Genomic DNA, 20,903 nt, shown 5'->3' on the forward strand with positions numbered 1-20,903 from the left:
TGAGTTATTGCCATTCTACTGTCGCAGGCGGTTTGCTGGTGATGTCATAAATAATGTAATCAATCGTGTCTGAAAATTGAGTTTCGATTTCCTTTACGATTTGTTGCAAAAGTTCATGATCAAAATCAACACCGATTAATCCCGGCCGCCCCGTCATAAAATCGCTCGTAATGAAGGTACGGATGGCTACGGACATCTTGGCTTTCGACCCAAAGGGCAACAGTACGGCAAAGCTTTGACTCAGCGCAGGAATATTTAAGCGCTTGGTAATAATGGCGTCCAATTCCCGCAGCAAGTCCACATTTTCATGAATGATATTCATTTTGGAAATCGTAAAAGGATAGTCGATGTTTTGTTTATTGAGCAGATATCCCATTCGATTGATTTCGGGATTGCGGTTTACGATTATCTTCCCCATTTCATACAGCTCGCTCCAGCTTGCATCAAATCCCTTGCCAAATAACAGACCGAGATCGCGGTAACTTCTGCTGTCTCCCTGCACGCCAACTGTTTTTATCGGGACTTGCAATAATTTATAATCAGCGTACGGAGTTTCTCTGTCTGCCTTAAGACTTGTTGTTTCAGGTGCGCATAGCACACGAACAGCTAAGCCGGGGCCGGGAAAAGGTTGTCTGGAAGCTATTGCTTCGTCAAGTCCGAGTGAACGGGCCACTTGCCGGACCTCATCTTTATGCCAATCACTGTTGGTCTCAATCACCCGGCCCTCATTCCGGGCCTTGCGGATCAGCTCGATATCATTGTGATGCGTTTTTATTTTTTGAGCGTAACTGCTGACCCCCGGATTGCCGCTTTCGATTAAGTCCGGACGCAGTGTGCCTTGAGCCCAGTACATGTGGTCGAAGTCCAAATCAAATTCCTGCGATGTCTCTTTCAACACTTGAAGAAAAACATTGCCGACAAGATTTCTTACTTCTTCCGGATCATACAGCTGTGTCAACGGGCCTACACCGTCAAATACCGTGTTAAAGAACTTTTCCCGGGCATCAACTTTAACCAGATTAACAATTCCCATGCGTCTCAGGCTTTCACACACGACTGCACTTTCACCTTTTCTCATTAGCCCGTGATCGATATGGATCGCATAGACTTTTTGCGGGCTCAGCGCCTTAATCAGCAGCACGGCACTCACAGCTGAATCAACACCGCCGCTGACCAGCACCACAACCTTTTCATTCTTCACGGTTTGTCTGATATGATCAATCGATTCCTGAATCCGGTCGTCCAGCCTGTAATTTCCTTCAAGCTGACATATGGAATACAAAAAATTTCTCAGCATATTTGTTCCACTTTCCGTTAAGTCAACCTCCGGATGGAACTGTACCCCATACAGCCTTTTTTCTGCATTGTAGATAGTTGCCACTATATCCTCTGATGCAGCACCGATTTGAAATGAAGGGGCGACCCGGGTAACTGAATCCCCATGGCTCATTAACACATGAAGCGGATTGTTTGATATTCCCCCGAACAACGGACAGTCAGCATTAAAGGTAATCATCGTTTCTCCATACTCGGTTGTAATCCCGGGCTTCACTTCTCCCCCAAAATGCTGATTCATTAATTGCATGCCATAACATATTCCCAATATCGGCTTGTTGATTTCGAACAGTTCGGAATGGTATGAAATTTCATTCTTCCACACGCTTCCGGGACCCCCTGATAATATGATGCCCTGGTAGGGAGCCAACTCGGAAATACCGACGCTGATTGGATAAATATCGGATTTAACGCCCAGTTCCCGGACCTTCCTGTCGATTACCTTAGTGTATTGTCCGCCACAGTCCAGAATAGCCACTTTTTCAATCACTGTTTTCACCTCAAAATGTAATTGTGTTGTGTCAGTACCTCATTAAATTTGTTGGTTTCCAAATGAATGAACTCAGCCAGATCTGTAGTGCGGCTTGTGGTGTCCTCCAGCTTCAAAAGTAATTGTTCAATCATATTTCTCCAGAGCGCCAAACTTTCGGACCGGATATGCTTAAAAAATCTGTAATCCTCGGTCTCAATGGAACGTTCTTCAATGAAGGCTACTTGTTTGTAAAAACCTCGCAAGACTTCTCTAGCCAAATCAACCATTTGCGCAAACACATCTACCCTGGGATCTGCGTACGTATAGTTATGTCTCTCAGAGCTTTCACTTCCCGGTACAATAAGACCCTGCCGCGCAAGTATTTCCTCATACGAACATCCCTTGTACAAATTCAGTTTGTTGTATACATTCGCTTCACTATAACAGCTCGTATTAAACAAAAAACGATAGTTCTCTTTCAGTTCATCGAAACTCATAGTAGGAATGATTGCGATCCAGCCCAAAATCGTTTCTATTCCGCACTCCTGAATCACTTCAATTGCATTCTTTACGGTTTCCGCCTTTACGTCTTTCTTCATCTCATCCAGAATGCGCTGTATCCCTGATTCTGCACCAATAGAAATCCGCGTCAGCCCTATTTCCTTCAACAGCATAACTTCATTCTTGCTGATATCGTTCGCCCTCATTTGAATATCGAAGGAGATGGCAATGTTTCTGTCCTTAATTTCCTGGGCAAATTCATGAATCCAGCGTAATCCGTTTTTACTTAAATCGTAAAAAATTTCGTCATTAAAGCGGAACGTTGAAATATTATAGGTGTTAACTAAGTACTCAATCTCATCAACCACATTTTGGGGTGAGCGGTAGATTCGAAACCGGGGTTCGTAAAATTTTATAATGCTGCAAAAGCTGCACCTGCCATAGCAGCCTCTGCTGGCCATCAGCCTGAACATTTTTTTTCTGATGTTCTTGTTCTCAACCAACCGCAAATCTCTTTTCGGAAAAGGCAGCGCGTCTAAATTGGATATTCGCTGAGGAGGTAAACAGGTGATGTCCCCATCGTCTGATCTGGATACTACTCCAGGAAGCTCTTTGTAACTTTCATCACCGGTTTTTATGCATTGCAGCAATTGGACAAGAACATGTTCTCCTTCACCAATGATGATGCTGTCCAGTTCGGGACATTCCTCCATTACAGTCTCGTAATCCACACTTGAATACGGCCCGCCCAGGCATATATGTCCGGCATATCCCCCAGAACGTAATTTTTGGATGAAATCCTTGGCAACCGGATAACTTCTTTGGCTGGGGCATGAGACACCGACAACCAACGGAGAGTCTTTGACGGCTAGTTGGACCAGCATATCATTGTCCATTTTCTCGGCATAACCGTTAATATGTTTGGAAGAGAAGTCGCTGGTATCCAGGACAGCGGCCAAATACTGCACGCCGAGCATTTCCTTATTCCCGATCTCCTTTTTCATTGAAGGGTCTTCAAATCTGGGAACGATTAGTATGCAGTCCAGTTGCGAAACCACGGAATTGGTCATTGTTTTACCCCCAATCTGCTTGTGCACAGGATCTTACTTCACAGCAACCAATTCACTGTAGAACTCCTTATCCAACTCACGCACGCGTTCACTAAAGAAGCTCCAGGAAATAATATCTCTATACTTGATGCCCTGTTTCGTCAGAAAATAAACATCCCCGGCCCGGTCAAGAAGCCCTTCATTCATCAAAAAGGCAAATTTCTCTTTGTAGATCCAATTGAATCTGCTGCCGAATTCATCTTGGAATTGCCGTTCATTGAACTCGTATAGATTCAGTACCAGCTTTCTTCTGGCTCTTTCTTCATCGTCCAGTGCATATAATGAACGGAGTAAAGGTGCACCGGCTTCCACCTTGTCCATATATTCTTCAATTTCGTGAACATTCGGCTTTGCACTGCCTCCTACAATATAGTCGGCAACGCTCGTATAACTTCTGGCTCCGGCACCGACCCCCAAAATCGGTTTGCAGATGAATTGATAATACTGTTGAATATACCCTCCCTTTTTCGGAATTTTGAACCTTACATTGGTTTCCTGGATATAACCGGCATTCAGCATTATTTCACGCGCCTCTTCGTACCAGTCATAATAAAAATCATAGGAATTATTATATTTCCCGCTTCTGCCAAATTGCGAGTCGGGACGAATCCGCACGCAGTAGATACTGATGGTTTGCGGTGCAAGCTTCGTTAATTGCTCGACAGAATGCAGCCACATTTCCTTGGTTTGGCCATTAAATCCGGCAATCAAGTCAGTACTGATATTGGCCACGCCGTACTCCTTCAGAATCTCTATGGCCTGAATATTGACATCATTTCCATATCCGCGTCCCATTTCCGCAATATCATTCTTCTGAAAGGATTGAATCCCCAGATTGATCCGGTCAATTCCATTACTAATCAGTGTGTCAAGCATTCCTGTTTTACTGGCGGCTACGATAGAATCCGGAGAAGCCTCAATACAAAATTCTTCAACTGTATTTCTCCAATCAGGCACAACAGTATTCAGGGTGTCGATTATTTTCAGGAAATTTTCTTTTGAGATAAGCATCGGAGTTCCGCCGCCTAAAAAAATCGTTTTCAATTCCCTTTTTTGAATAATACCGTCATAAGATTCTAATTGTTTACAGAGAGCTTTAATATACCGATCCTGCAATTCTATATTTTTATTCGCTACGGTGTACAAGTTGCAGAATCCGCATCTATACGCGCAAAAAGGAAAGTGAAGATACAAATTAATGATATCATTTGTAAATTTGTCTTCCTCTTTCCATATTTCAAATTCGGACAATGGATTTAGCGGGGAGCGGTGGGTGGATCTCGGCGGATACGCATATGGGTAGGGCGGAAGATCGTTATGATTCATTGCCTCAATAATATCGTTAAATTGCTTTGACATCTCTCTGAACCTCCAATATTTTATCTTCAAGATCAAGGAACGTTGTCAATCGCTGTTCTGCAGGGACTGTATTCTTGTTAAACGGCTCCTTCTGTATCAGCAGCGGCAGCATTCCGCTTGACAAGGAGCCATAAAAATCCTCTTCTACATGATCTCCGACAAATAGGCATTCTTCCGGCTGCAACCCGAGCATATTCGCACTATGCTGAAATATAACCGGAGACGGCTTCCTTATTCCGGTGTTAACCGAAGTGACCACCAGGGAGAACAGCACGCTTAATCCCGCTTCCGCAAGGATATCTTCTACCATTCCGGAGTAATGCGTATTCGATATTATCCCCAAAGAGAAAGAATGCTTAAGATCAGGCAGCACTTTCAGAACATGGGGATCAAAAAATACATGCCGCCTCCAACTATTCATATACTGTTGCACAAAATAATCCCGTCCGGTTGGATCAACTGTTGAAGAAAAGAAGCTTTCTGCAAACTCTGCCATTGAAAACTCCAGAAGCGTGTGCTTCGCTTCACCCACCCTGGCTTCAAAAGCAGCCTCCCATTTCTTACAGATTTCAGTATATTCCTGTTCATTGGTCTTCCTTTGCAGCGCGGTATTTAAAACATCATGATCAATAGGAACTTTTGTTTTATACTCCACCAGGGTGCCAAAGAAATCAAACAGGACTGCCTTAATCCGCATTTCTTTATGCTCCTGCGTACTCGTTGATTCTAAATACTACCGGATGATCCGGATCTGTACAGCAGACCTCGATGCTGCCGTCGTTCGACCATGGTATGGAAGCGTCATATAAAGCACAAGTAAACCAGGGAAGCAATGCAGACAATACGCCAATACAGAAACCCTCAGGGACACAGTTATCCTCCATAATCCACGTTTGTCCGACTTGATAATTGTTTTCGCATCCTGCAGGTCCCCGCTTTTCAATTACTTCAATTTTCAATTTTTTCATAACATACCCCTTTCTTGGAATTCAGCAGCTGGACACACTTGGCAGCTCCCACATAACCTATGGACCTGGCGGCTGCTTCAGCCGACTGCTTCAGCGTATCAACACTTATAATGTCTGATAAGCTGCTGCGGGCTCTGTTTGCAATCATAGCGGCCAATGTCCCGGCAAAAAAATCTCCGGCTCCTGTATAGTCTTTAACGCCGGCATAGGGAATTGCAGCCTTGTAGTTCAGTCTCTTTCCCTGCCGTAAAATTGCTGTCCCCCCCCGGTCCCCTTGCTTGATAATGATCATCTGCAGTTTCACGAAGCTTCCGAATATTTGATCCGCGCTCTGGAAATGAAAAACGTCCATCAATGTTACGAGTTCTTCTTCATTTAGAAATACTACATGGCAATGGGGCAGGATTCTCTGGACATCGGCACTCCGTTTCAGTAGATGGACAGCCTTGGTATCCAGCATAATAAAGGTTTCTTCCTCTTTCATTAATCTGTCCAATACAGCCTGATGATGGAAGGGATGCCCAGAAGCAAGTAAAAGCACAGAGGTCGAAAAGGGGGCAGGGTCAGGAATCATGCTTTCGTAATCCCCATATTCGCGGGTTTCGGAAAGGACTTCCTGCCTGTCGCTTGAATAATGAATGCTCCATTTAAAAGTCCGGTGAGATTTGAAAGTGAAGATTTCGCTTGCATCTATGTCCATTTGCGACATTAGCTCAAAGAGAGCGGACCCGCTAACATCACCGCCGAAACTCCCGATCAGCTTGGTTTTGGCAATACCGGCCGAAGCACATGCTGCGTAGACACCCCCGCCGACAAGCTCCGCCGGAGAGCCATCGACACTTTCCAGATTAATGGCACCTGCGACCGTTACTTTAGGCGTCAATGGTCCCCTCACCTCTTTTTCTTGCTAAAGCAGGAGCTACCAGACGCCAGACCTGTTCAAAGGTAACTGCTGGAACTGTATCCGTATGAATTCTGACCCCGTTGCTTTCCGTGCATATTTCTCTGAATTCTTGGTGCAATTTCCTTTGGAACTCCATATCCACCCAGCGGTCTTTCTCGGCCTGTCTGCTTTTAACCCTTTGAATCGTAGCTTCAAAATCAATATCCATAAAAAAGGCGATATCCGGTTTGGGCAAAAATGAGGCGATTTCATATATCCAGCGGTCATGCGGATACCCTCTGACTCTCAGGTTAACGATTGCTGAAAAGAAATACCGGTCACATAATACGATTTCCCCTCTTTTTAACCTCGGGAAAATATCCTGCATCGAGTGTTGGACACGATCACTGACAGTAAGTAAACTCAGACTTCGGTATTCCAGACCATCATGCTGGTCAGAGTCAACAAATTTCCGGAACAGCTCCGATTGTCTGACACTTTTGGTCGGCTGGAAGGTCCGGTACACCGGCAAGGACTGGGTTGCTTGCAGCTTCTGCTCCAGAAGATCAAGCATCGTTGTTTTTCCGCTTCCATCAACACCACAAAAAGTAATCAGCAGGCCTGGAAAGGATTCATTACTGAACTCGATTGTCATAGCCCTCTCCTTAACTTAGATAAAATGAATGTTCATATGTTTTCAGATTGCTGGGTATCTTAAAGCGATAAGCATTATCCCAGGTCATGTTCCCGAGCAATTGGATATTCCTTAAGTTAAACTGCCTCAGCGGCATGTCTAAATACTGTTGATAGAAGAGAAAGTCGCTTTTAAAGCCCATGAGGGATGCAGCAGTCAGATCGGCAGCCAGGTAATGGGCAGAAGCAATACAGGTATGAAATGGAATGATTCCCCCATGCCATGGTCCATCCCCTTCCATTGCTTCAAAACCATCGATAATGCTTAAATGCGGAGGCACAATGGAACCAAGTTTAGAAAAATTCCGATTCAGGAGGCGCATAGCTTGTAAAACTTCGTCATCGGGCTTAACCTTGCTCAGCCGTGAAGCTGCAACATTCCTTAATGATACAAGTTTGGCAAACCATTCTCCGATGCGGGAATCCTGCTCGTGTATTTTTCGTTTGGACTGCCCCAGGGTATCCCGTGTGAACCCGTGAAAAAGCCCCCTGTCTTCAGGGTGTACAGTCCCCATCATATTTTTCAATGAGAGCGACAGTCCGCTGTTCATATGTGTCTTGGGAATGGCTAAGGATATCCTGAAATCAGAGTCGGCCACCGTTTGACTAATTCTTACGGTTTCGTCTGTCGCTTCTAAATTACGCTCTTGCCAGCGGGTCTCATCCGTATCAATACAAAAACATTTCAGGCGGTATGTAAGCTGCAGCCTTTTGATCTCAGCACTCTGGAACCATTCATTTGCGCAATGCGCTCCCTCCGCCAATACGATCTCTCCGCTATAGCGCTCCCGTATGAATTGCAGGATCGTCTCCAGGGTCATAATATTGGTTGAAGCCTCTTTGTTCCGTATGGACAAAAAATTGGGCTTGACCAGTATATAATTATTAACTTCGGCGAACGGTTGCTCTAAATGCGCTAATGCGCTGCGCAAATTATGAATGCGGTCATTTCCCCGGCAACACGCTACTTTCACGTTTGGCTCCATAAACAAAACCATGTCACCCCTCTACGTGTTCTCTATACTAACTTCAAGATTGGCGAGGCTGAAATTGCGTAATTTATTCATTCTAATTGTTTGATGATATCCCGGTAGACCTGCTCCAGAGGTACACCGGATGCTCTGGATACTTGTGCAGCATCCTCATACTCTGGTGTTTGATGGATGATCCGCTCACCGTCAAATGACTGTTTGACCCGAACCACCCCGTAAGCCGTATCTACCTCAATGAACCTTCTGGGCAATATTCTTCGTTCCTTCACACTTCGTCTGAGGCCAAATGTTGAAGTCTCGGTCAGAAGGACATGCTCGCAGCTCTCGGATTCAGCAGGCAAACAGATGACGGTTATCAGAATTCCCGGTCTGTTCTTTTTCATCATGACAGAGGTGTAATAAACATCAAGCGCTCCGGCGGAAAACAGCCTTTCCATGGCGTATCCCAACATTTCTCCGGTCATATCATCAATGTGCGCTTCAATGACATGCACCTCCTGCAAGGTTCCGATTGAAGAAGCCTGATGAATCAGGAATGCCCGTAGTACATTGGGATGAGCAAAATCCTTCGTCCCTGCACCATAGCCGATCCGCTCAAGGGTCCCGGCAGGAAGCGGCCCAAAGCCGCTTGCCAGTACTTTGGCAATTCCGGCGCCTGTTGGTGTGGTCAGCTCACCTTCAGCTGTTAACGGGGAAAGCGGGATGCCGCGCAAAAGTTCAGCAGTAGCCGGAGCCGGAACAGGATAAAGTCCATGGGCTATAGTGATTTGTCCGCTTCCTGTGGGGATCGGGGAGAAGATTAACTTGTCTGCGCCTAAATCTTCTAAGGCCAGGCAGACACCGATGACGTCGATAATTGAATCCATGGCGCCTACTTCATGGAAATGGACATCTTGGGGATCCACCCCATGGATCTTGCCTTCAGCCTCCGCTATCGCTCCGAAGATGGCCGTACTCCTTTCTTTTACTCGAACGGGTAAATCCGATTCATCAATGATCTCGAATATTTGGCGGGCTGTACGGTGTGAATGGTGGGCAGAAAGAACTTTAAATCGGCTGTGACCGTGTCCGTGATCTTCAAATCCTAATTGAAGCCACTTGGCCGTGATTCCCTGGCGGTTCACCTGCAAAAAAGACATTGTAAAGGGGGCAAGCGGCAATGCTGCAAGCTGCGCCTGAATATAGTTGGGATCGGCTCCCAGATCGACGAGAGCGGACAAGGCCATATCTCCTGAGATACCCGAATGGCAATCAAAATAAAGTGTTCTCATGTTCCCTCCTTCTCCGTTAGCAACTGCAATATCATAGCAGCGTGGAATCCGGCTCCAAATCCATTGTCAATATTAACGACAACGATGCCTGCCGTGCAGGAAGTCATCATAGCCATAAGCGTTGTGACTCCGGCAAAATTCGCACCGTATCCTATAGAAGTAGGAACGGCAATTACCGGTCTGCGGACAATGCCGCCAACAACGCTTGGCAAGGCCCCTTCCATTCCGGCGACCGCAATCACAACATGGGCCTCATAAATCGTTTGCCGGAAAGCCAGCAGCCTGTCGATGCCAGCCACTCCGACATCGTATATACGTTCAACCCTGCAGCCCATCCATTCGGCAGTTTTGGCTGCTTCTTCAGCTACCGGTATATCCAAGCTTCCCCCAGTCAGGACCACCACCTTTCCTTCAAGGGGAACATGCGGCTTGCCATACCGGATCAGCCGGGCAACCGGATCGTACTGGGCAGCAGGATAACAATTCATAATTTGTTCTCCCATTTCTTCACTGGCTCTGGTGACTAAAGCACGATTGTGCACTTCAACCAAGCGGGAGAATATCTGTACAACCTGGTCAACCGTTTTCCCTGCGCCAAAGATCACTTCCGGATGCCCCGTCCGTTCTTCCCTGCCGATATCGACTTTTACAAAGTTGTAATCTTCAAACTGCATCATATTCCCAATCCATTCCCGGCTCCAGCTCCTGGTTCATGCTGCCGCTTTGATATCCCCGCAAATCCAGCGTTACGTAAATATAGCCAAGTGAACTCAATTCCGCGAATACTTCCTTTGCCTTTCCGGCCAAGACAGGCACATCCTCCGGCTCGACCTCTATTCTTGCGGTATTACCATGGTTCCTTACCCGGACCTGGCGGATCCCCAGCGACTTGATGTAGCGCTCAGCTTTCCAGATTCGCGTAAGTTTCTCCGCTGTAATAACTTCACCATAGGCAATTCTTGAGGATAGGCATGCAAAAGAAGGCTTGTCCCATGTAGGAAGTCCGTTTCGGCGTGAAAGCTCCCTTATTTCTTGTTTAGTGAAGCCCGCTTCCTGCAGGGGGCTTCTGATCCCAAGTTCTTTCGCAGCCAGAATTCCAGGCCGGTAATCGTGCACATCATCGGCAATAAGACCGTAAGCAATCGCCTTGTACTCACCGCTCCTAGTGAAAGGCTGCAAATGCGAGAACAGATTATGCTTGCAGAAATAACATCTGCTCCTATCGTTCTCCCTGTACCCGGCGATCTCCAGTTCGGAAATGTTGATGATTTCTTGCCTCACATTCAACCGGCGAGCCAATTGCCTCGCTTCTTCCATTTCCTCTGGCGGGTAAGACTCCGAATCTGCTGTAACAGCCAATACATGCTCCTGTCCCAAGGCTTGTATTGCTGCATATAGCAAGAATGTGCTGTCAACCCCTCCGGAGAATGCTACGACCACGGATTTCATCTCTGAAATAATCGCTAATAACAGTTCATGCTTTTCATTTAACAATCCGTTTTCTCCTTAGTTATTAGATATGTTTTACAATATAAACATTAATTTATATGTGATACTAGTATTTGAACATTTGATTTGAATATGAAATAACTCACAATATTTTTTTACTTTTTTAAAACATATATTTACAGGTTACTTTTTATATTGACACTCGTATGAGCAGGCGTGTAAGATCGTAACAAAGATTTTATATGGATGTTTTATCCTATTTTTGATTTTTTTCGGAAGGGGAACTCTATGAACCGGGTAAATCATCTCCTGGAAAATCCAACCGAGCTGCTATCATTGCTCCATTTGACAGACATGGAATCAGCCATCATATATCTTGCGGGATCATTACTGGAGGGGTTCGGAAACCTCCGGTCGGACATTGATGTCTATGTTCTGTGCAAGGACGAAGAGCTGGAGACGTTGAGAAGCGCGATGGCTGCAATTGACGGCTCTTTTCTCCTCACGGCGGAATGTATCATCCGGAATATTACCATTCGTGAATCGCGTTTCGACATTGAGTATTGGTCCCGCAGCAAATTCACAGATCTTGTCGGAAAAATAAGTAATCTGGACTTTAATACATCAGATTACATCGACAGGTTATCCAAAGAAGAATTCGATGTGTTGCATCGCTTGAAATATGGCAAACCGCTGCACAATAAGCAGCAATTCATAGAGCTTTACCAGTCTGTAAACTTTGAAAATTTGAAGTACTACAAGATAGTAACCCAGTCAGAGATCTATACCGGCATTGTTGAGGACGTTCAGGGCGCCTATTTGTCCAAGGATTTTGGTTCCGCTTTCTTCATGGCGCGGAATTTGATTGATATTGTGATGACGGGATACCTTGCCGGTAAAGGGGAGACCAATCCGGGGAACAAATGGCTGTTCCGAAAGCTGATCCGATACGAGGAGCGGTGCAGGGAGCTGGGGGAAGAGATACACCTCAGCGAGGAATATTTGCGGTTACAAACCCATGAATACAGTCTGGATACGGTACAGAAATACATAAAAGAAGTTTTGGGCTACTGCCAGAAACTGAATTTAGAATCGCAAAATATGCTCAGAGCCAAGCAGATGGAAGGTATCCTACGCTAAAGACTTTTCGTTCTGTTTATGAAAGGAGGTGATCGTATGTACAAAGCTCCTAAACTGAAACCAGTTAAAGTAAACGGCATGGAAAACCGCTAAGCTGCAGGTAGTACCGTGGAAGGTGTAGTGTATCCTTTGCCCTGTACCTTCCATTCCAATACAAATAAGATTGGAGCATGGCCAATGATATTGAAGCAAAACATGTTTGTACAGTTAAGGATCATAAATAAAATTAAGTATCTGGCTATAAATCAGCATATCTTTGAGCTTGACGAAGTCGGTGAGCTGGTGTGGGACTCCATCGACGGAGCAACAAGCTTGGAAGCAATTGTCCACCGGATTGCCGATCAGTATAAGATGCCCTCGGAAGAAATACATAAAGATATCGCATCTTTTGTTAAAGATTTGGAGAAATACGAATTAGTCGAGGTCGAACGTGAGTAATATACAGCGGATCCATTTTGTTGCCGTGCAGCTGGTGTTATTATTACTCCTCTTGTTCAAGTTCAGCGAAGATACTCTGTTGATTTGTATTGGAATGGAATGCACACTCTTAACGGTAAGAACAGCTCACCTCATCAAAGACCGGCTGTTTCCCGGAGCGGTTTGGTTAAGAAGGACGGTATACTTCCTTCCTTATCTTTTATTTTATTTTGTATATCATCCGGATTCCGCCCTGAAGACAAATCATGCACTGGTATGGATCATTGTGTCCCTATTACTTGGAACGCTCTTGCTGCTCTTGCGCAAACGTGAACTTACAACGATATATAACAGAGAATTTATAACCTATTTCTCCCCCATGGACTGCAAGAACGCCTGCCTGGAAAGCTATAGCAGCCTGGGCTCGGCAATTCTTCAGGAGCTTTTTTTCAAAGGCTTTATTCTCAGTCTTTTACTTCCGGTCATCAACCCCTTATTAGCCGTCGTTCTGACCGGCTTTTTCTTCACCGAGGAACATATACTCCATTATCGTGCCAAGAACAGCTTCGAGATTAAGGATTATTTATTGCAATTTCTAATGAGTATAATCAGCGGTTTGATTTATTGGCAATCTGCTTCGCTATTCATCGGTTCGATCAGTCATATCGTATTTAACCTGTCGTTAGTTGTTAACTACTGGTACAGAGTCTGGATACACCATTCTATTCGAGGCGAGATGGCATGATCAATATCATGAGAGCTACTTTCATCAAAAATTACCAGTCGGTACGGCGCGCATATCCATGGTCTTTTATGCTCGAAAGAATCCTTATAGGGTTTTATACCGTGCTTTTTTCTTTTTTTCTCTACAAATATTTATTTAAAGGCAATGTAGATGAGCAATTCCTGCTATATACCGGTAGTGTGGATTATCTCACTTACATGGTATTGGGTGCCGCAGTCTATACGGTTGCAGTTTCGACTCTAATGAATGTCGGCAGATCTTTAATGAATGAATTAAGGGAAGGGACTTTGGAAACGATTCTGCTGGCGCCGGCAAACCGGTCAGGATACCTGCTGGGCACTTTTTTTGAGCAGTTTTTTCGCTCCTGTGTTGAATTTGCTACAGTAATTATTGTCGGAATGGTACTGGGAGCAGATTTTACATATGTCTCCATCTTTGATTTCATCATTGTTTTTTGCGTCTCGACCCTCAGCTTTTTTTTGATGGGGATCGCCTTGGCTTCCTTAATGTTGTTCCTTCGGGATACATATATTACACAAAATACTTTATTTTTTATTATGAATTTTATAAGCGGCGTCTCGTTTCCTGTCGAATACTTGCCCCGCAGTCTGCAATTCATCGCCCATTTCTCGCCTCTTACTTCTTCGTTAAAGCTGTTCAGGCACTTGGCTTTAGGCGGTTCCATATCGGCAAATATTAACAGCTTGATTGAAACGATCATACTTGGACTTGTATACGGTACCGCAGGATTGTATTTATTGCCCAAAATCGAAAGAAGGCTGCTGGAAAAAAACTATATTTAAGAGGTGTTACATGCTTGAAGCCGTCAATATACATAAATGCTTTATACGAAATGAGAATACCGGGATTTTCCGCCGCCGCAAGCAAACAAAGGTAAATGCCGTAAACGGCATTGATATTTCTATACAACCCGGGCAAATCATCGGACTGCTGGGGGTCAACGGTGCCGGAAAAACAACTACAATAAAAATGCTGGCAGGCCTGATCAAACCCACTGCAGGTTCAATAAGCATAGACGGGATTAACGGAGTCGAACATCCTAATGAAATCAAGAAGATTATCAACATGATCTCAGGCGGCGAACGCAATATTTATTGGCGTTTAACCGCCAAAGAAAACCTGGAATATTTCGGGGCATTATACAATCTGAAGAAGGAGGAAATTAACGCATACGCCGTAAAGGCTCTTGATTTGGTCGGTCTAAGCGATGTCAAAGATATACCGGTTGAACAATATTCCAAAGGTATGAAGCAGCGCCTGCAAATTGCCCGGGGATTGATCAATAATCCCAAATATATCTTTTTGGATGAGCCCACATTAGGTCTTGATGTCTCGATAGCGAGGGACATGCGCAAATATATTCTGTCACTGGTGAAGAATGAAAACAAAGGCATACTCTTAACTTCGCATTATATCGCCGAGGTTGAGGAATTGTGTGATTATGTATACATACTTGAAAATGGGAAAATCATTGCCTCCGGCCTCCCCTCCCAAATTGCCCGGATGATCCAGAAAGGGATAAAGGTTGTCATTTCCGTGCTTCACTTACCGGATGATACGCTTGTGAGGCTGCAGGAATTCGCTGCTCCCCACAATGCGGATTTGAATTTGGACAGGAATGATTCTGAGGTGATCATCACTTTACAGGCACAGGCCGATTTAAGCATTCCTCTGGTTAGTCTTCTGATCGGGGACAATCTTCAAATTCTTCAAATGGCGGTGTCCGAACCATCCCTGGAGGATGCCCTTATTCACCTTGCAATGGAGGCCAGCCATCTTGAATAGTTATTTCAGGCTCCTTAAGTGCGAGATTATCAAACAGCGCAAAAATACCGTCAGATCACGCTTCACTTATTTTTCCTTATTGATTTGGCCTGTCATCTCTTTTTTCAATGCTTATTATATATACAAACCATTCTCCGCCCAAAGCAAGATAGCAACCTTTCTGAGTTCGCAAACATCATTGGTGGTATTCCTGATTATTGGCTATCTCGGTTACGAATGCTTCTGGACGTTGGTCCGAAGCGCGTTACAAATGAGCCAGGAGCGTCAAGACGGAACGCTGGAGATGCTCTTCTTAAGCCCGGCAAACAAATTGGTCTGTATTTACGGCAGAGTGCTTGGATCTCTGATTCAGAACATCTGGATGTTCTTCTGCTTCTCCATTCTGACCGTTGTTATTGTTAAAGGGATTCCTCTGGCCCATTTAATATACTTGCCCGTTTGTTTTTTGATTGTGATACTGGGTGCGACTGCCTGGGGAGGCTTAATGAATGTCATTTTCCTGTTTTCCCGGGATGCCTCGATTGTCTTTTCGCTGTTCAATGAACCTATGCATTTATTATCCGGCGTCAGAATTCCAGTAACCGTCTTTCCCTTATGGGCTAAATGCCTCTCCGCCATCTTGCCGTTAACACACTCACTCTCTATTATGCGGAGCCTGCTTATTAATGGCGATATAGCGTCATCCTTACCAAGCTTACTATTCTGGTTAACTTCAATAATAGTAATGCTTTTGTTAACAATAGTCATCTTACGCCGAGCTGAGAAAAATGCCCGTGAGCGTGGTGATTTGAACTTTTTTTAAATAATACATGAAACTAGGCCAAACGATCCCGCCCTTTTAAAGAATGCCATCGCTTGGTCATTTGATTATCCCACACAACAAAAAGCCTTCTCTTACTTGGCCAGTAAAAGAAGGCTTGACGCATTACCCGTGAAGGCACGGCAGCTATATCTTCAGCTTTAATCTGATACCCCAGCTCATCCTCTATTCTTCGCACATTACTCGCGGCTCCCTTAGAAAACATCGATACCTTCACTGGCCTAGCGCGCAGACTGGAGTTTGACCTTCGCTTCCGTTACCAGTGTGGACTTCGGCTGGACATCCCCGCCTCTTCGATTTCTACGTTAAGCCGTGTGTTTGCCGAGTTGACTCGCAAAAACCTTGCCCCGCATTTGTTTGAGGATCTCGTCGCTCAGTGTCAAGAAGCTGGAATCATAGACGGAAACCATGTCGACAGCGCAGCCATTCACGCCTACGAGAAAAAAGAACCCGAGCGAAAAAGCGAGCTCACCGGCAATGCCAACTGGGAAGTTAAACTCGATACGTTTGGCAATAAAGTCAAGTGGTTTGGCTATAAGCTGCATCTGGCCGTCGATACGAAGAGTGAACTTCCGATTGCCCTAAAAGTTACACCCGCACATGTGAACGATGGGGACGAGGGACCCACACTCATAAAGTAAACCGTCGACCAATTAAGTACCCGATTTTTCATGTTGGATGCGGATTATGACAAGTGAAAAACTACGAAGCTGCTCGAAGCGTTAAAGCTCAAGCGATTATTCCCTTGAATCCACGAATGAAAAAGAACCGCCTGCCGGGAAAGTCGGGGCTGGAAGAAACTCTACAACAAACGAACTAGTGTAGAACGCTGCAACTCTCGAATGAAGACCTATTTAACCGCAGACCAATTGCATGTTTTGGGGCATTCAAAAAGTCACGACTCACCAATATTTGAATGCCATTGTGCTGCTTGCTTCTGCACTGGCTGTATCGAGACAAAGAGTAGCAATCGCCGCATAAAAATTATAACCTCCCGTAAATTCTGCCCGTCTACCCATATGTAGCCTGGATCTTAAAAACCGTAGATATGGTCGGGGCCCAGCTATGACTTTGAACCGGAAATTGAATTATTCAAAATGCTCATGCAATAAAATAAATCAAAAACCTTCCTAACCGGCGATCCGTAGCGGACGGTTTTTTTGTTATGACCGTATCCCGGTTAGTTTGACTGCAGGAATACCCGGTTACTATGATATAGGCATAAAGGAGGAAATATTATGGCAAAGGTTATCATTCACGCAACAACAACACTAGATGGATTTATGGCCGACAAGGACGGCGGTGTGGATTGGATGTTCGATTTTGAAGCTGCGGACGAAGATTACGCAGTCGTCCATAAAGTTATGGAGGAAATTGGGGCAATCGTTGGCGGTCATTCAGGACTACGATATTCCACAAGAAGCAGAAGGCGGTTATAAAGAGCTTCACATGCTCCATCCGACCCGTGAGCGGTATGTATTCATACGAATAGAAGCGATGTCGTCCTGCTCTTGGATGCATCGCTTTGTTACTTCGGATAACAAAAAACCTCCCCTCATCCGCAGGATAAAAGGAGGCTTAAACGTGTCACTGCAGCGCAGAAAGGCCAGCTATATTTTCAGCTCCCCAAGCTTGATCAGCTCGACAACCGCTTGCGAACGGCCTTTGACGTTTAATTTTTGCATGACGTTGGAGATGTGGTTGCGGACCGTTTTTTCACTAATAAATAACAATCCGGCAATATCCCGTGTAGTTTTGTCTTGCACGAGGAGCTCGAATACTTCGCGCTCACGATGCGTTAGCAGAAATTTGCTGTAATGATCGTTCCCCTTCAATGGTATTATTCCTGTTTCCCCGCCCTTGCTTTCTCCTCCCTCATTCTCCCCTGTAATCTGCTTAAATAAGCGTCAGAACTGGGTTCATCCGTCTTTGGTTCCCTTTGCGTTTCTTTATCTCCCTGCATATATTTCCACGTTTAGCACCAGAATTAACACCAATTTAAAGCCCATTTTTTTCGTCATTTATTTCTATAAATCCCAACCAGTCTGTGTATGATACAAGCTTTCCTATTGTATTAAATATCTCTTCGATTACCTGTTCTCTGATATCCGGATTTTTCTGTACATCGATGTAAGCTCCTAGTAATTGAAGTGTGTTTATCAAAGCATGTTCTCTCCGTTCAGAATAAACTAGCATTTGATTAGGAAAAGTATCCTCTGTCCTTTCAAGTAAAGGTAGCTTACAGAAAGAATTTACTATAAGTATTCCTTTAGGTCTGATCCCAAACTTTTCTATGTATCCACTTACCCACTTTTCTAACTGAGCTGCATGTTTCTCAGCAGCACTCTTACCTACTCCTTTTACCTCTACCACTGCAACTTTGTCGTTATATTTTAGAATTAAATCATCTCTACCAGGCAAGCCTTCAGTTACTTCAAAGCCGAGTTCAATTAATAATTCTTTCACTATTTGTTCAAGAGGTTTTCCTGTGCCAGTAAACAATACTTTATATTTTTCAAGTGCTTTGATTGTTTTGACTTGCTCATCGATTTGGGTATTTAATAAGTCTATTTGCTTTTGAATTTCGGAGAGTCTGGCGTATTCTTCACGTTCATTAGGCAAAAAATAATTCCGACTCCATTCTGGAAGCTCTTCAACTTCTATATCTTTATTGAGATCACTATTGATACGATAAATCGAATCGATAAATATACTTTCAGCATAACTCTTGTCATGATCACGCATTCTTCCGTACGAATCTATGATATTTGGGATAAATACAATCTTACCATTTGAATAATTTGTATATGTACCAACAACAGCATCAGTGTCCTTTATGTATAGAAAAGGTCTGCCTTCAGGCAAACGAATGTTAGCATAATATTTCATATAGTCCTTATTAATTTCAACAAAAGATTTAAATAACTCATCCCCCTTAAATTCGAGATTGAATCCTTCCGCATGCTCAAATTCGACCCCTACTGGTAAAGCATCAATTATTCTAAATTCGTATAGTTCATTTACAGAAGAACGAATATAACAACTATTTGGTATAGGTGCAATAATAAAAATACTTTTTCCTTTGTCAAGCAATGCTAACATTTCTCTTTTTCTTCTTTCAATATCTCGCTGTAGCCTTGTAGACGTATGAATATCAAGAATAGGATATCCTTTATGATATTGAACACTATCATCATCATAATACTTTGAAAAGAGGGCACTAGGTCTCCAGATTACTGTTTCATATCCCAACAAAGAGTATCCACTTTCATAAGAAATTTCAGTAACTCCTTCCCAGTAATTATCAAATACTATATCTAGCAAACATATATCCGCCATAGTAAATTTAGCCCACCATTCTCTGTTATTTATTATTTACAGAATAACACAATACTAAGATTTTTTGCTTAATAATAAACAAGAGAAGCAGAGGGTTAATTACCCCTGCTTCTCTGTACTCTCTCCGAGAAACCATTTCACAAACGGATCACGTGGTATCTTAATTGATCGTCCAATTTTGACCACATGAAATTGTCCTGAGTTACACAAATCATAAGCTTGGTTCCTGCCTATCGAAAGGAACTTCTGTATATCCTCAACCTTCAAAACAGGAGGGAGGTCTTCTGTACTCAGTGAATTCATCTTATCACCTCAATTAATCATACTGTCGAAAATGATTGTCCTATGACTTCGCTTTCCCTGCAGTTCTTTTTGGTCCCTTTTCTTTTTTCAAAACCTGTATATTAAGGTTCAGCGCCATCTTATAGAACGCCTTCCATTTAAGCGTGTAATATGTCGTTTCGCCTATCGGCTGATCAAATGCATTGTTATACACAAGGTAATCGAAATCGCAGTCTGTATTAAGATAACGCTCCGTAATCAATATACGTTCACGTTTAGGAAGTGCGTTAACCGCATCTTCGATTCGCTTACAGTATGCTCTCCGTGCTGCTGGTTCATCGACATTATAAGCAGCTATGTTCCCTGTCTGGTCGCTCGTTACCCCAGTATCACTTCTGGGAGTAGCAGACCATTCAGTTGTGGTCTTCGCTTCTCTACTTTCAAATAGCGTGGACTTGTATATTCGGTACTTCTCAAGCGCTGCCTCTACGGCAGCCCGAGTTGCTTTCCGGTCAAACTCCGGGAGCTCAAACGACATTTGTGTCACTGTATCACCTCAGTCTGTGATAAGAGTTCCCCGACCGAAGCCGGGGAGTGTGCTTATTTAGAGCGGCAGGCTATCCGCATCGTTAGGCATTGGCGGGCCTTTCTTATCATCCGGATCTCCTGTGAAGTCATCCAGTTTGGTCTGGTTCGGGTCATCCACATCAACCGAACCGTCAGGGTTTCGCTTTACTGTAAGGCCATTGCCCGGTGGTTTCGGGTCCTCTCCGCCCTGCTGCTTGCCGCCGGCTCCGATAACATCTTCAATCGTTACCTGGTCAGGGTTGACCTCCTTAATGGCAGCTGCCAGGCGCTTTACCTCCTGAGTGGTGGTTCCGTGGCGCTTGATAACCTCTACGAAGGCTTCAATATCTGGAGATACGGTTTTAAGCAGTGGCCGATCGTCTTCAGCCAGCTTTGTTTCTCCGTCCTTATCCACCTTCACATCCAGCCCGTATAAAGCATGGTCCAGGACATACCGGCGCTGCGGCTCACTGAGAATGCCCCACATATCCGCGTTAAGGTAAAGAATCGCATCTTTCATCCATGTGGTGCGGAGGTCATCCCCCAAAACCTTAAATTTCCCGAACACTGGCTTGCCCTTCGACTTCCATCCCCCGTGCTTCATGAGTACCAGGACTTCAGTTTGCCGTAGGTCCGGATGATGCTTATCAATCATGTCTGCCAGTAGCTCGTATGTTTCCTCAGCACCCTGAGAATGAAATTTGTCTGCCATTTATAATTGCTCCCCTCGGAATATAATTTGGAATAAAAACATG

The 20,903-nt window shown here is 44.4% G+C and carries 23 protein-coding genes and 1 pseudogene; 8 read left to right on the forward strand and 16 right to left on the reverse strand.

Annotated features, from left to right (window positions below):
- Nucleotides 1-4: 4 nt before the first annotated feature.
- The 11 genes from guaA to larE all read right to left on the reverse strand — a co-directional run bounded on the left by guaA (nt 5) and on the right by larE (nt 11,077).
- On the reverse strand, nt 5-1,825 hold the full coding sequence (gene guaA, locus M2108_RS24495; RefSeq protein ID WP_277547394.1) for a glutamine-hydrolyzing GMP synthase: 1,821 nt from the start codon (nt 1,823-1,825) through the stop codon (nt 5-7).
- Nucleotides 1,826-1,830: 5 nt separating this feature from the next.
- Complete coding sequence (locus tag M2108_RS24500) at nt 1,831-3,378, reverse strand: B12-binding domain-containing radical SAM protein (RefSeq protein WP_277472015.1); 1,548 nt, start codon at nt 3,376-3,378, stop codon at nt 1,831-1,833.
- Between the two features lie 33 nt (nt 3,379-3,411).
- Nucleotides 3,412-4,776 (reverse strand): coproporphyrinogen-III oxidase family protein, encoded by a 1,365-nt coding sequence (locus M2108_RS24505; protein ID WP_277472016.1) that lies wholly within the window; start codon nt 4,774-4,776, stop codon nt 3,412-3,414.
- On the reverse strand, nt 4,760-5,473 hold the full coding sequence (locus tag M2108_RS24510) for an HAD family hydrolase (RefSeq protein WP_277472017.1): 714 nt from the start codon (nt 5,471-5,473) through the stop codon (nt 4,760-4,762). Before M2108_RS24510 ends, M2108_RS24505 begins: the two co-directional genes overlap by 17 nt.
- Before the next feature lie 4 nt (nt 5,474-5,477).
- Nucleotides 5,478-5,744: a TIGR04076 family protein gene (locus M2108_RS24515; protein WP_277472018.1), complete on the reverse strand. Its 267-nt coding sequence runs from the start codon at nt 5,742-5,744 to the stop codon at nt 5,478-5,480.
- Complete coding sequence (locus M2108_RS24520) at nt 5,725-6,627, reverse strand: carbohydrate kinase family protein (protein ID WP_277472019.1); 903 nt, start codon at nt 6,625-6,627, stop codon at nt 5,725-5,727. Before M2108_RS24520 ends, M2108_RS24515 begins: the two co-directional genes overlap by 20 nt.
- The gene (gene tmk / locus M2108_RS24525) at nt 6,617-7,282 is read right to left on the reverse strand and encodes a dTMP kinase (RefSeq protein WP_277472020.1); all 666 of its coding nucleotides are present in this window, start codon (nt 7,280-7,282) and stop codon (nt 6,617-6,619) included. The genes M2108_RS24520 and tmk overlap by 11 nt, the downstream gene beginning before the upstream one ends.
- 10 nt (nt 7,283-7,292) lie before the next feature.
- A complete protein-coding gene (locus M2108_RS24530) occupies nt 7,293-8,318 on the reverse strand; it encodes a DUF362 domain-containing protein (protein ID WP_280777214.1) in 1,026 nt (341 codons plus the stop codon).
- A gap of 65 nt (nt 8,319-8,383) precedes the next feature.
- The gene (gene larC, locus M2108_RS24535) at nt 8,384-9,583 is read right to left on the reverse strand and encodes a nickel pincer cofactor biosynthesis protein LarC (RefSeq protein WP_277472023.1); all 1,200 of its coding nucleotides are present in this window, start codon (nt 9,581-9,583) and stop codon (nt 8,384-8,386) included.
- Complete coding sequence (gene larB, locus M2108_RS24540) at nt 9,580-10,260, reverse strand: nickel pincer cofactor biosynthesis protein LarB (RefSeq protein WP_277472024.1); 681 nt, start codon at nt 10,258-10,260, stop codon at nt 9,580-9,582. Before larB ends, larC begins: the two co-directional genes overlap by 4 nt.
- Entirely contained in the window at nt 10,247-11,077 is an 831-nt protein-coding gene (larE, locus tag M2108_RS24545) for an ATP-dependent sacrificial sulfur transferase LarE (RefSeq protein ID WP_277472025.1), read from the reverse strand. Before larE ends, larB begins: the two co-directional genes overlap by 14 nt.
- A gap of 201 nt (nt 11,078-11,278) precedes the next feature.
- Between larE and M2108_RS24550 the strand changes: the two genes are divergently transcribed.
- The 8 genes and pseudogenes from M2108_RS24550 (at nt 11,279) to M2108_RS24585 (ending at nt 17,399) form a co-directional block, all read left to right on the forward strand.
- Complete coding sequence (locus M2108_RS24550) at nt 11,279-12,172, forward strand: eIF2A family protein (RefSeq protein ID WP_277472026.1); 894 nt, start codon at nt 11,279-11,281, stop codon at nt 12,170-12,172.
- 177 nt (nt 12,173-12,349) lie between these two features.
- Nucleotides 12,350-12,610 (forward strand): PqqD family protein, encoded by a 261-nt coding sequence (locus M2108_RS24555; RefSeq protein ID WP_277472027.1) that lies wholly within the window; start codon nt 12,350-12,352, stop codon nt 12,608-12,610.
- Nucleotides 12,603-13,334 (forward strand): CPBP family intramembrane glutamic endopeptidase, encoded by a 732-nt coding sequence (locus tag M2108_RS24560; RefSeq protein ID WP_277472028.1) that lies wholly within the window; start codon nt 12,603-12,605, stop codon nt 13,332-13,334. Before M2108_RS24555 ends, M2108_RS24560 begins: the two co-directional genes overlap by 8 nt.
- Entirely contained in the window at nt 13,331-14,137 is an 807-nt protein-coding gene (locus tag M2108_RS24565; protein WP_277472029.1) for an ABC transporter permease, read from the forward strand. The genes M2108_RS24560 and M2108_RS24565 overlap by 4 nt, the downstream gene beginning before the upstream one ends.
- 10 nt (nt 14,138-14,147) lie before the next feature.
- Entirely contained in the window at nt 14,148-15,140 is a 993-nt protein-coding gene (locus tag M2108_RS24570) for an ABC transporter ATP-binding protein (RefSeq protein ID WP_277472030.1), read from the forward strand.
- Complete coding sequence (locus M2108_RS24575) at nt 15,133-15,942, forward strand: ABC transporter permease (RefSeq protein ID WP_277472031.1); 810 nt, start codon at nt 15,133-15,135, stop codon at nt 15,940-15,942. The genes M2108_RS24570 and M2108_RS24575 overlap by 8 nt, the downstream gene beginning before the upstream one ends.
- Before the next feature lie 185 nt (nt 15,943-16,127).
- A pseudogene (locus M2108_RS31690) lies at nt 16,128-16,941 on the forward strand (transposase); the annotation flags it as partial.
- 257 nt (nt 16,942-17,198) lie between these two features.
- On the forward strand, nt 17,199-17,399 hold the full coding sequence (locus M2108_RS24585; protein WP_277472032.1) for a dihydrofolate reductase family protein: 201 nt from the start codon (nt 17,199-17,201) through the stop codon (nt 17,397-17,399).
- A gap of 171 nt (nt 17,400-17,570) precedes the next feature.
- Here M2108_RS24585 and M2108_RS24590 read toward each other — a convergent pair whose 3' ends face one another.
- The 5 genes from M2108_RS24590 to M2108_RS24610 all read right to left on the reverse strand — a co-directional run bounded on the left by M2108_RS24590 (nt 17,571) and on the right by M2108_RS24610 (nt 20,860).
- Entirely contained in the window at nt 17,571-17,795 is a 225-nt protein-coding gene (locus M2108_RS24590; RefSeq protein WP_277472033.1) for a helix-turn-helix domain-containing protein, read from the reverse strand.
- 163 nt (nt 17,796-17,958) lie between these two features.
- Nucleotides 17,959-19,284, reverse strand: a complete 1,326-nt coding sequence (locus M2108_RS24595) for a hypothetical protein (RefSeq protein ID WP_277506364.1) — start codon at nt 19,282-19,284, stop codon at nt 17,959-17,961.
- A 114-nt stretch (nt 19,285-19,398) separates the two neighbouring features.
- Nucleotides 19,399-19,602, reverse strand: a complete 204-nt coding sequence (locus M2108_RS24600; protein WP_277472035.1) for a helix-turn-helix domain-containing protein — start codon at nt 19,600-19,602, stop codon at nt 19,399-19,401.
- Between the two features lie 40 nt (nt 19,603-19,642).
- A complete protein-coding gene (locus M2108_RS24605; protein ID WP_277472036.1) occupies nt 19,643-20,119 on the reverse strand; it encodes an ArpU family phage packaging/lysis transcriptional regulator in 477 nt (158 codons plus the stop codon).
- Nucleotides 20,120-20,185: 66 nt separating this feature from the next.
- Nucleotides 20,186-20,860, reverse strand: a complete 675-nt coding sequence (locus tag M2108_RS24610) for a putative metallopeptidase (RefSeq protein ID WP_277472037.1) — start codon at nt 20,858-20,860, stop codon at nt 20,186-20,188.
- Nucleotides 20,861-20,903 lie beyond the last annotated feature (43 nt).

The sequence above is a fragment of the Paenibacillus sp. PastM-3 genome (assembly GCF_029893965.1).
Lineage (GTDB): Bacteria > Bacillota > Bacilli > Paenibacillales > Paenibacillaceae > Paenibacillus_AQ.

Excerpts from the sequence above, each read along its gene's own strand:
- M2108_RS24500 (WP_277472015.1), bottom strand. The coding sequence starts at position 3,378 with ATGACCAATTCCGTGGTTTCGCAACTGGACTGCATACTAATCGTTCCC.
- M2108_RS24505 (WP_277472016.1), bottom strand. The coding sequence starts at position 4,776 with ATGTCAAAGCAATTTAACGATATTATTGAGGCAATGAATCATAACGAT.
- M2108_RS24510 (WP_277472017.1), bottom strand. The coding sequence starts at position 5,473 with ATGCGGATTAAGGCAGTCCTGTTTGATTTCTTTGGCACCCTGGTGGAG.
- M2108_RS24515 (WP_277472018.1), bottom strand. The coding sequence starts at position 5,744 with ATGAAAAAATTGAAAATTGAAGTAATTGAAAAGCGGGGACCTGCAGGA.
- tmk (WP_277472020.1), bottom strand. The coding sequence starts at position 7,282 with ATGACAATCGAGTTCAGTAATGAATCCTTTCCAGGCCTGCTGATTACT.
- M2108_RS24530 (WP_280777214.1), bottom strand. The coding sequence starts at position 8,318 with ATGGTTTTGTTTATGGAGCCAAACGTGAAAGTAGCGTGTTGCCGGGGA.
- larC (WP_277472023.1), bottom strand. The coding sequence starts at position 9,583 with ATGAGAACACTTTATTTTGATTGCCATTCGGGTATCTCAGGAGATATG.
- larB (WP_277472024.1), bottom strand. The coding sequence starts at position 10,260 with ATGATGCAGTTTGAAGATTACAACTTTGTAAAAGTCGATATCGGCAGG.
- M2108_RS24550 (WP_277472026.1), top strand. The coding sequence starts at position 11,279 with ATGTTTTATCCTATTTTTGATTTTTTTCGGAAGGGGAACTCTATGAAC.
- M2108_RS24555 (WP_277472027.1), top strand. The coding sequence starts at position 12,350 with ATGATATTGAAGCAAAACATGTTTGTACAGTTAAGGATCATAAATAAA.
- M2108_RS24565 (WP_277472029.1), top strand. The coding sequence starts at position 13,331 with ATGATCAATATCATGAGAGCTACTTTCATCAAAAATTACCAGTCGGTA.
- M2108_RS24570 (WP_277472030.1), top strand. The coding sequence starts at position 14,148 with ATGCTTGAAGCCGTCAATATACATAAATGCTTTATACGAAATGAGAAT.
- M2108_RS24585 (WP_277472032.1), top strand. The coding sequence starts at position 17,199 with ATGGCAAAGGTTATCATTCACGCAACAACAACACTAGATGGATTTATG.
- M2108_RS24600 (WP_277472035.1), bottom strand. The coding sequence starts at position 19,602 with ATGAATTCACTGAGTACAGAAGACCTCCCTCCTGTTTTGAAGGTTGAG.
- M2108_RS24605 (WP_277472036.1), bottom strand. The coding sequence starts at position 20,119 with ATGTCGTTTGAGCTCCCGGAGTTTGACCGGAAAGCAACTCGGGCTGCC.
- M2108_RS24610 (WP_277472037.1), bottom strand. The coding sequence starts at position 20,860 with ATGGCAGACAAATTTCATTCTCAGGGTGCTGAGGAAACATACGAGCTA.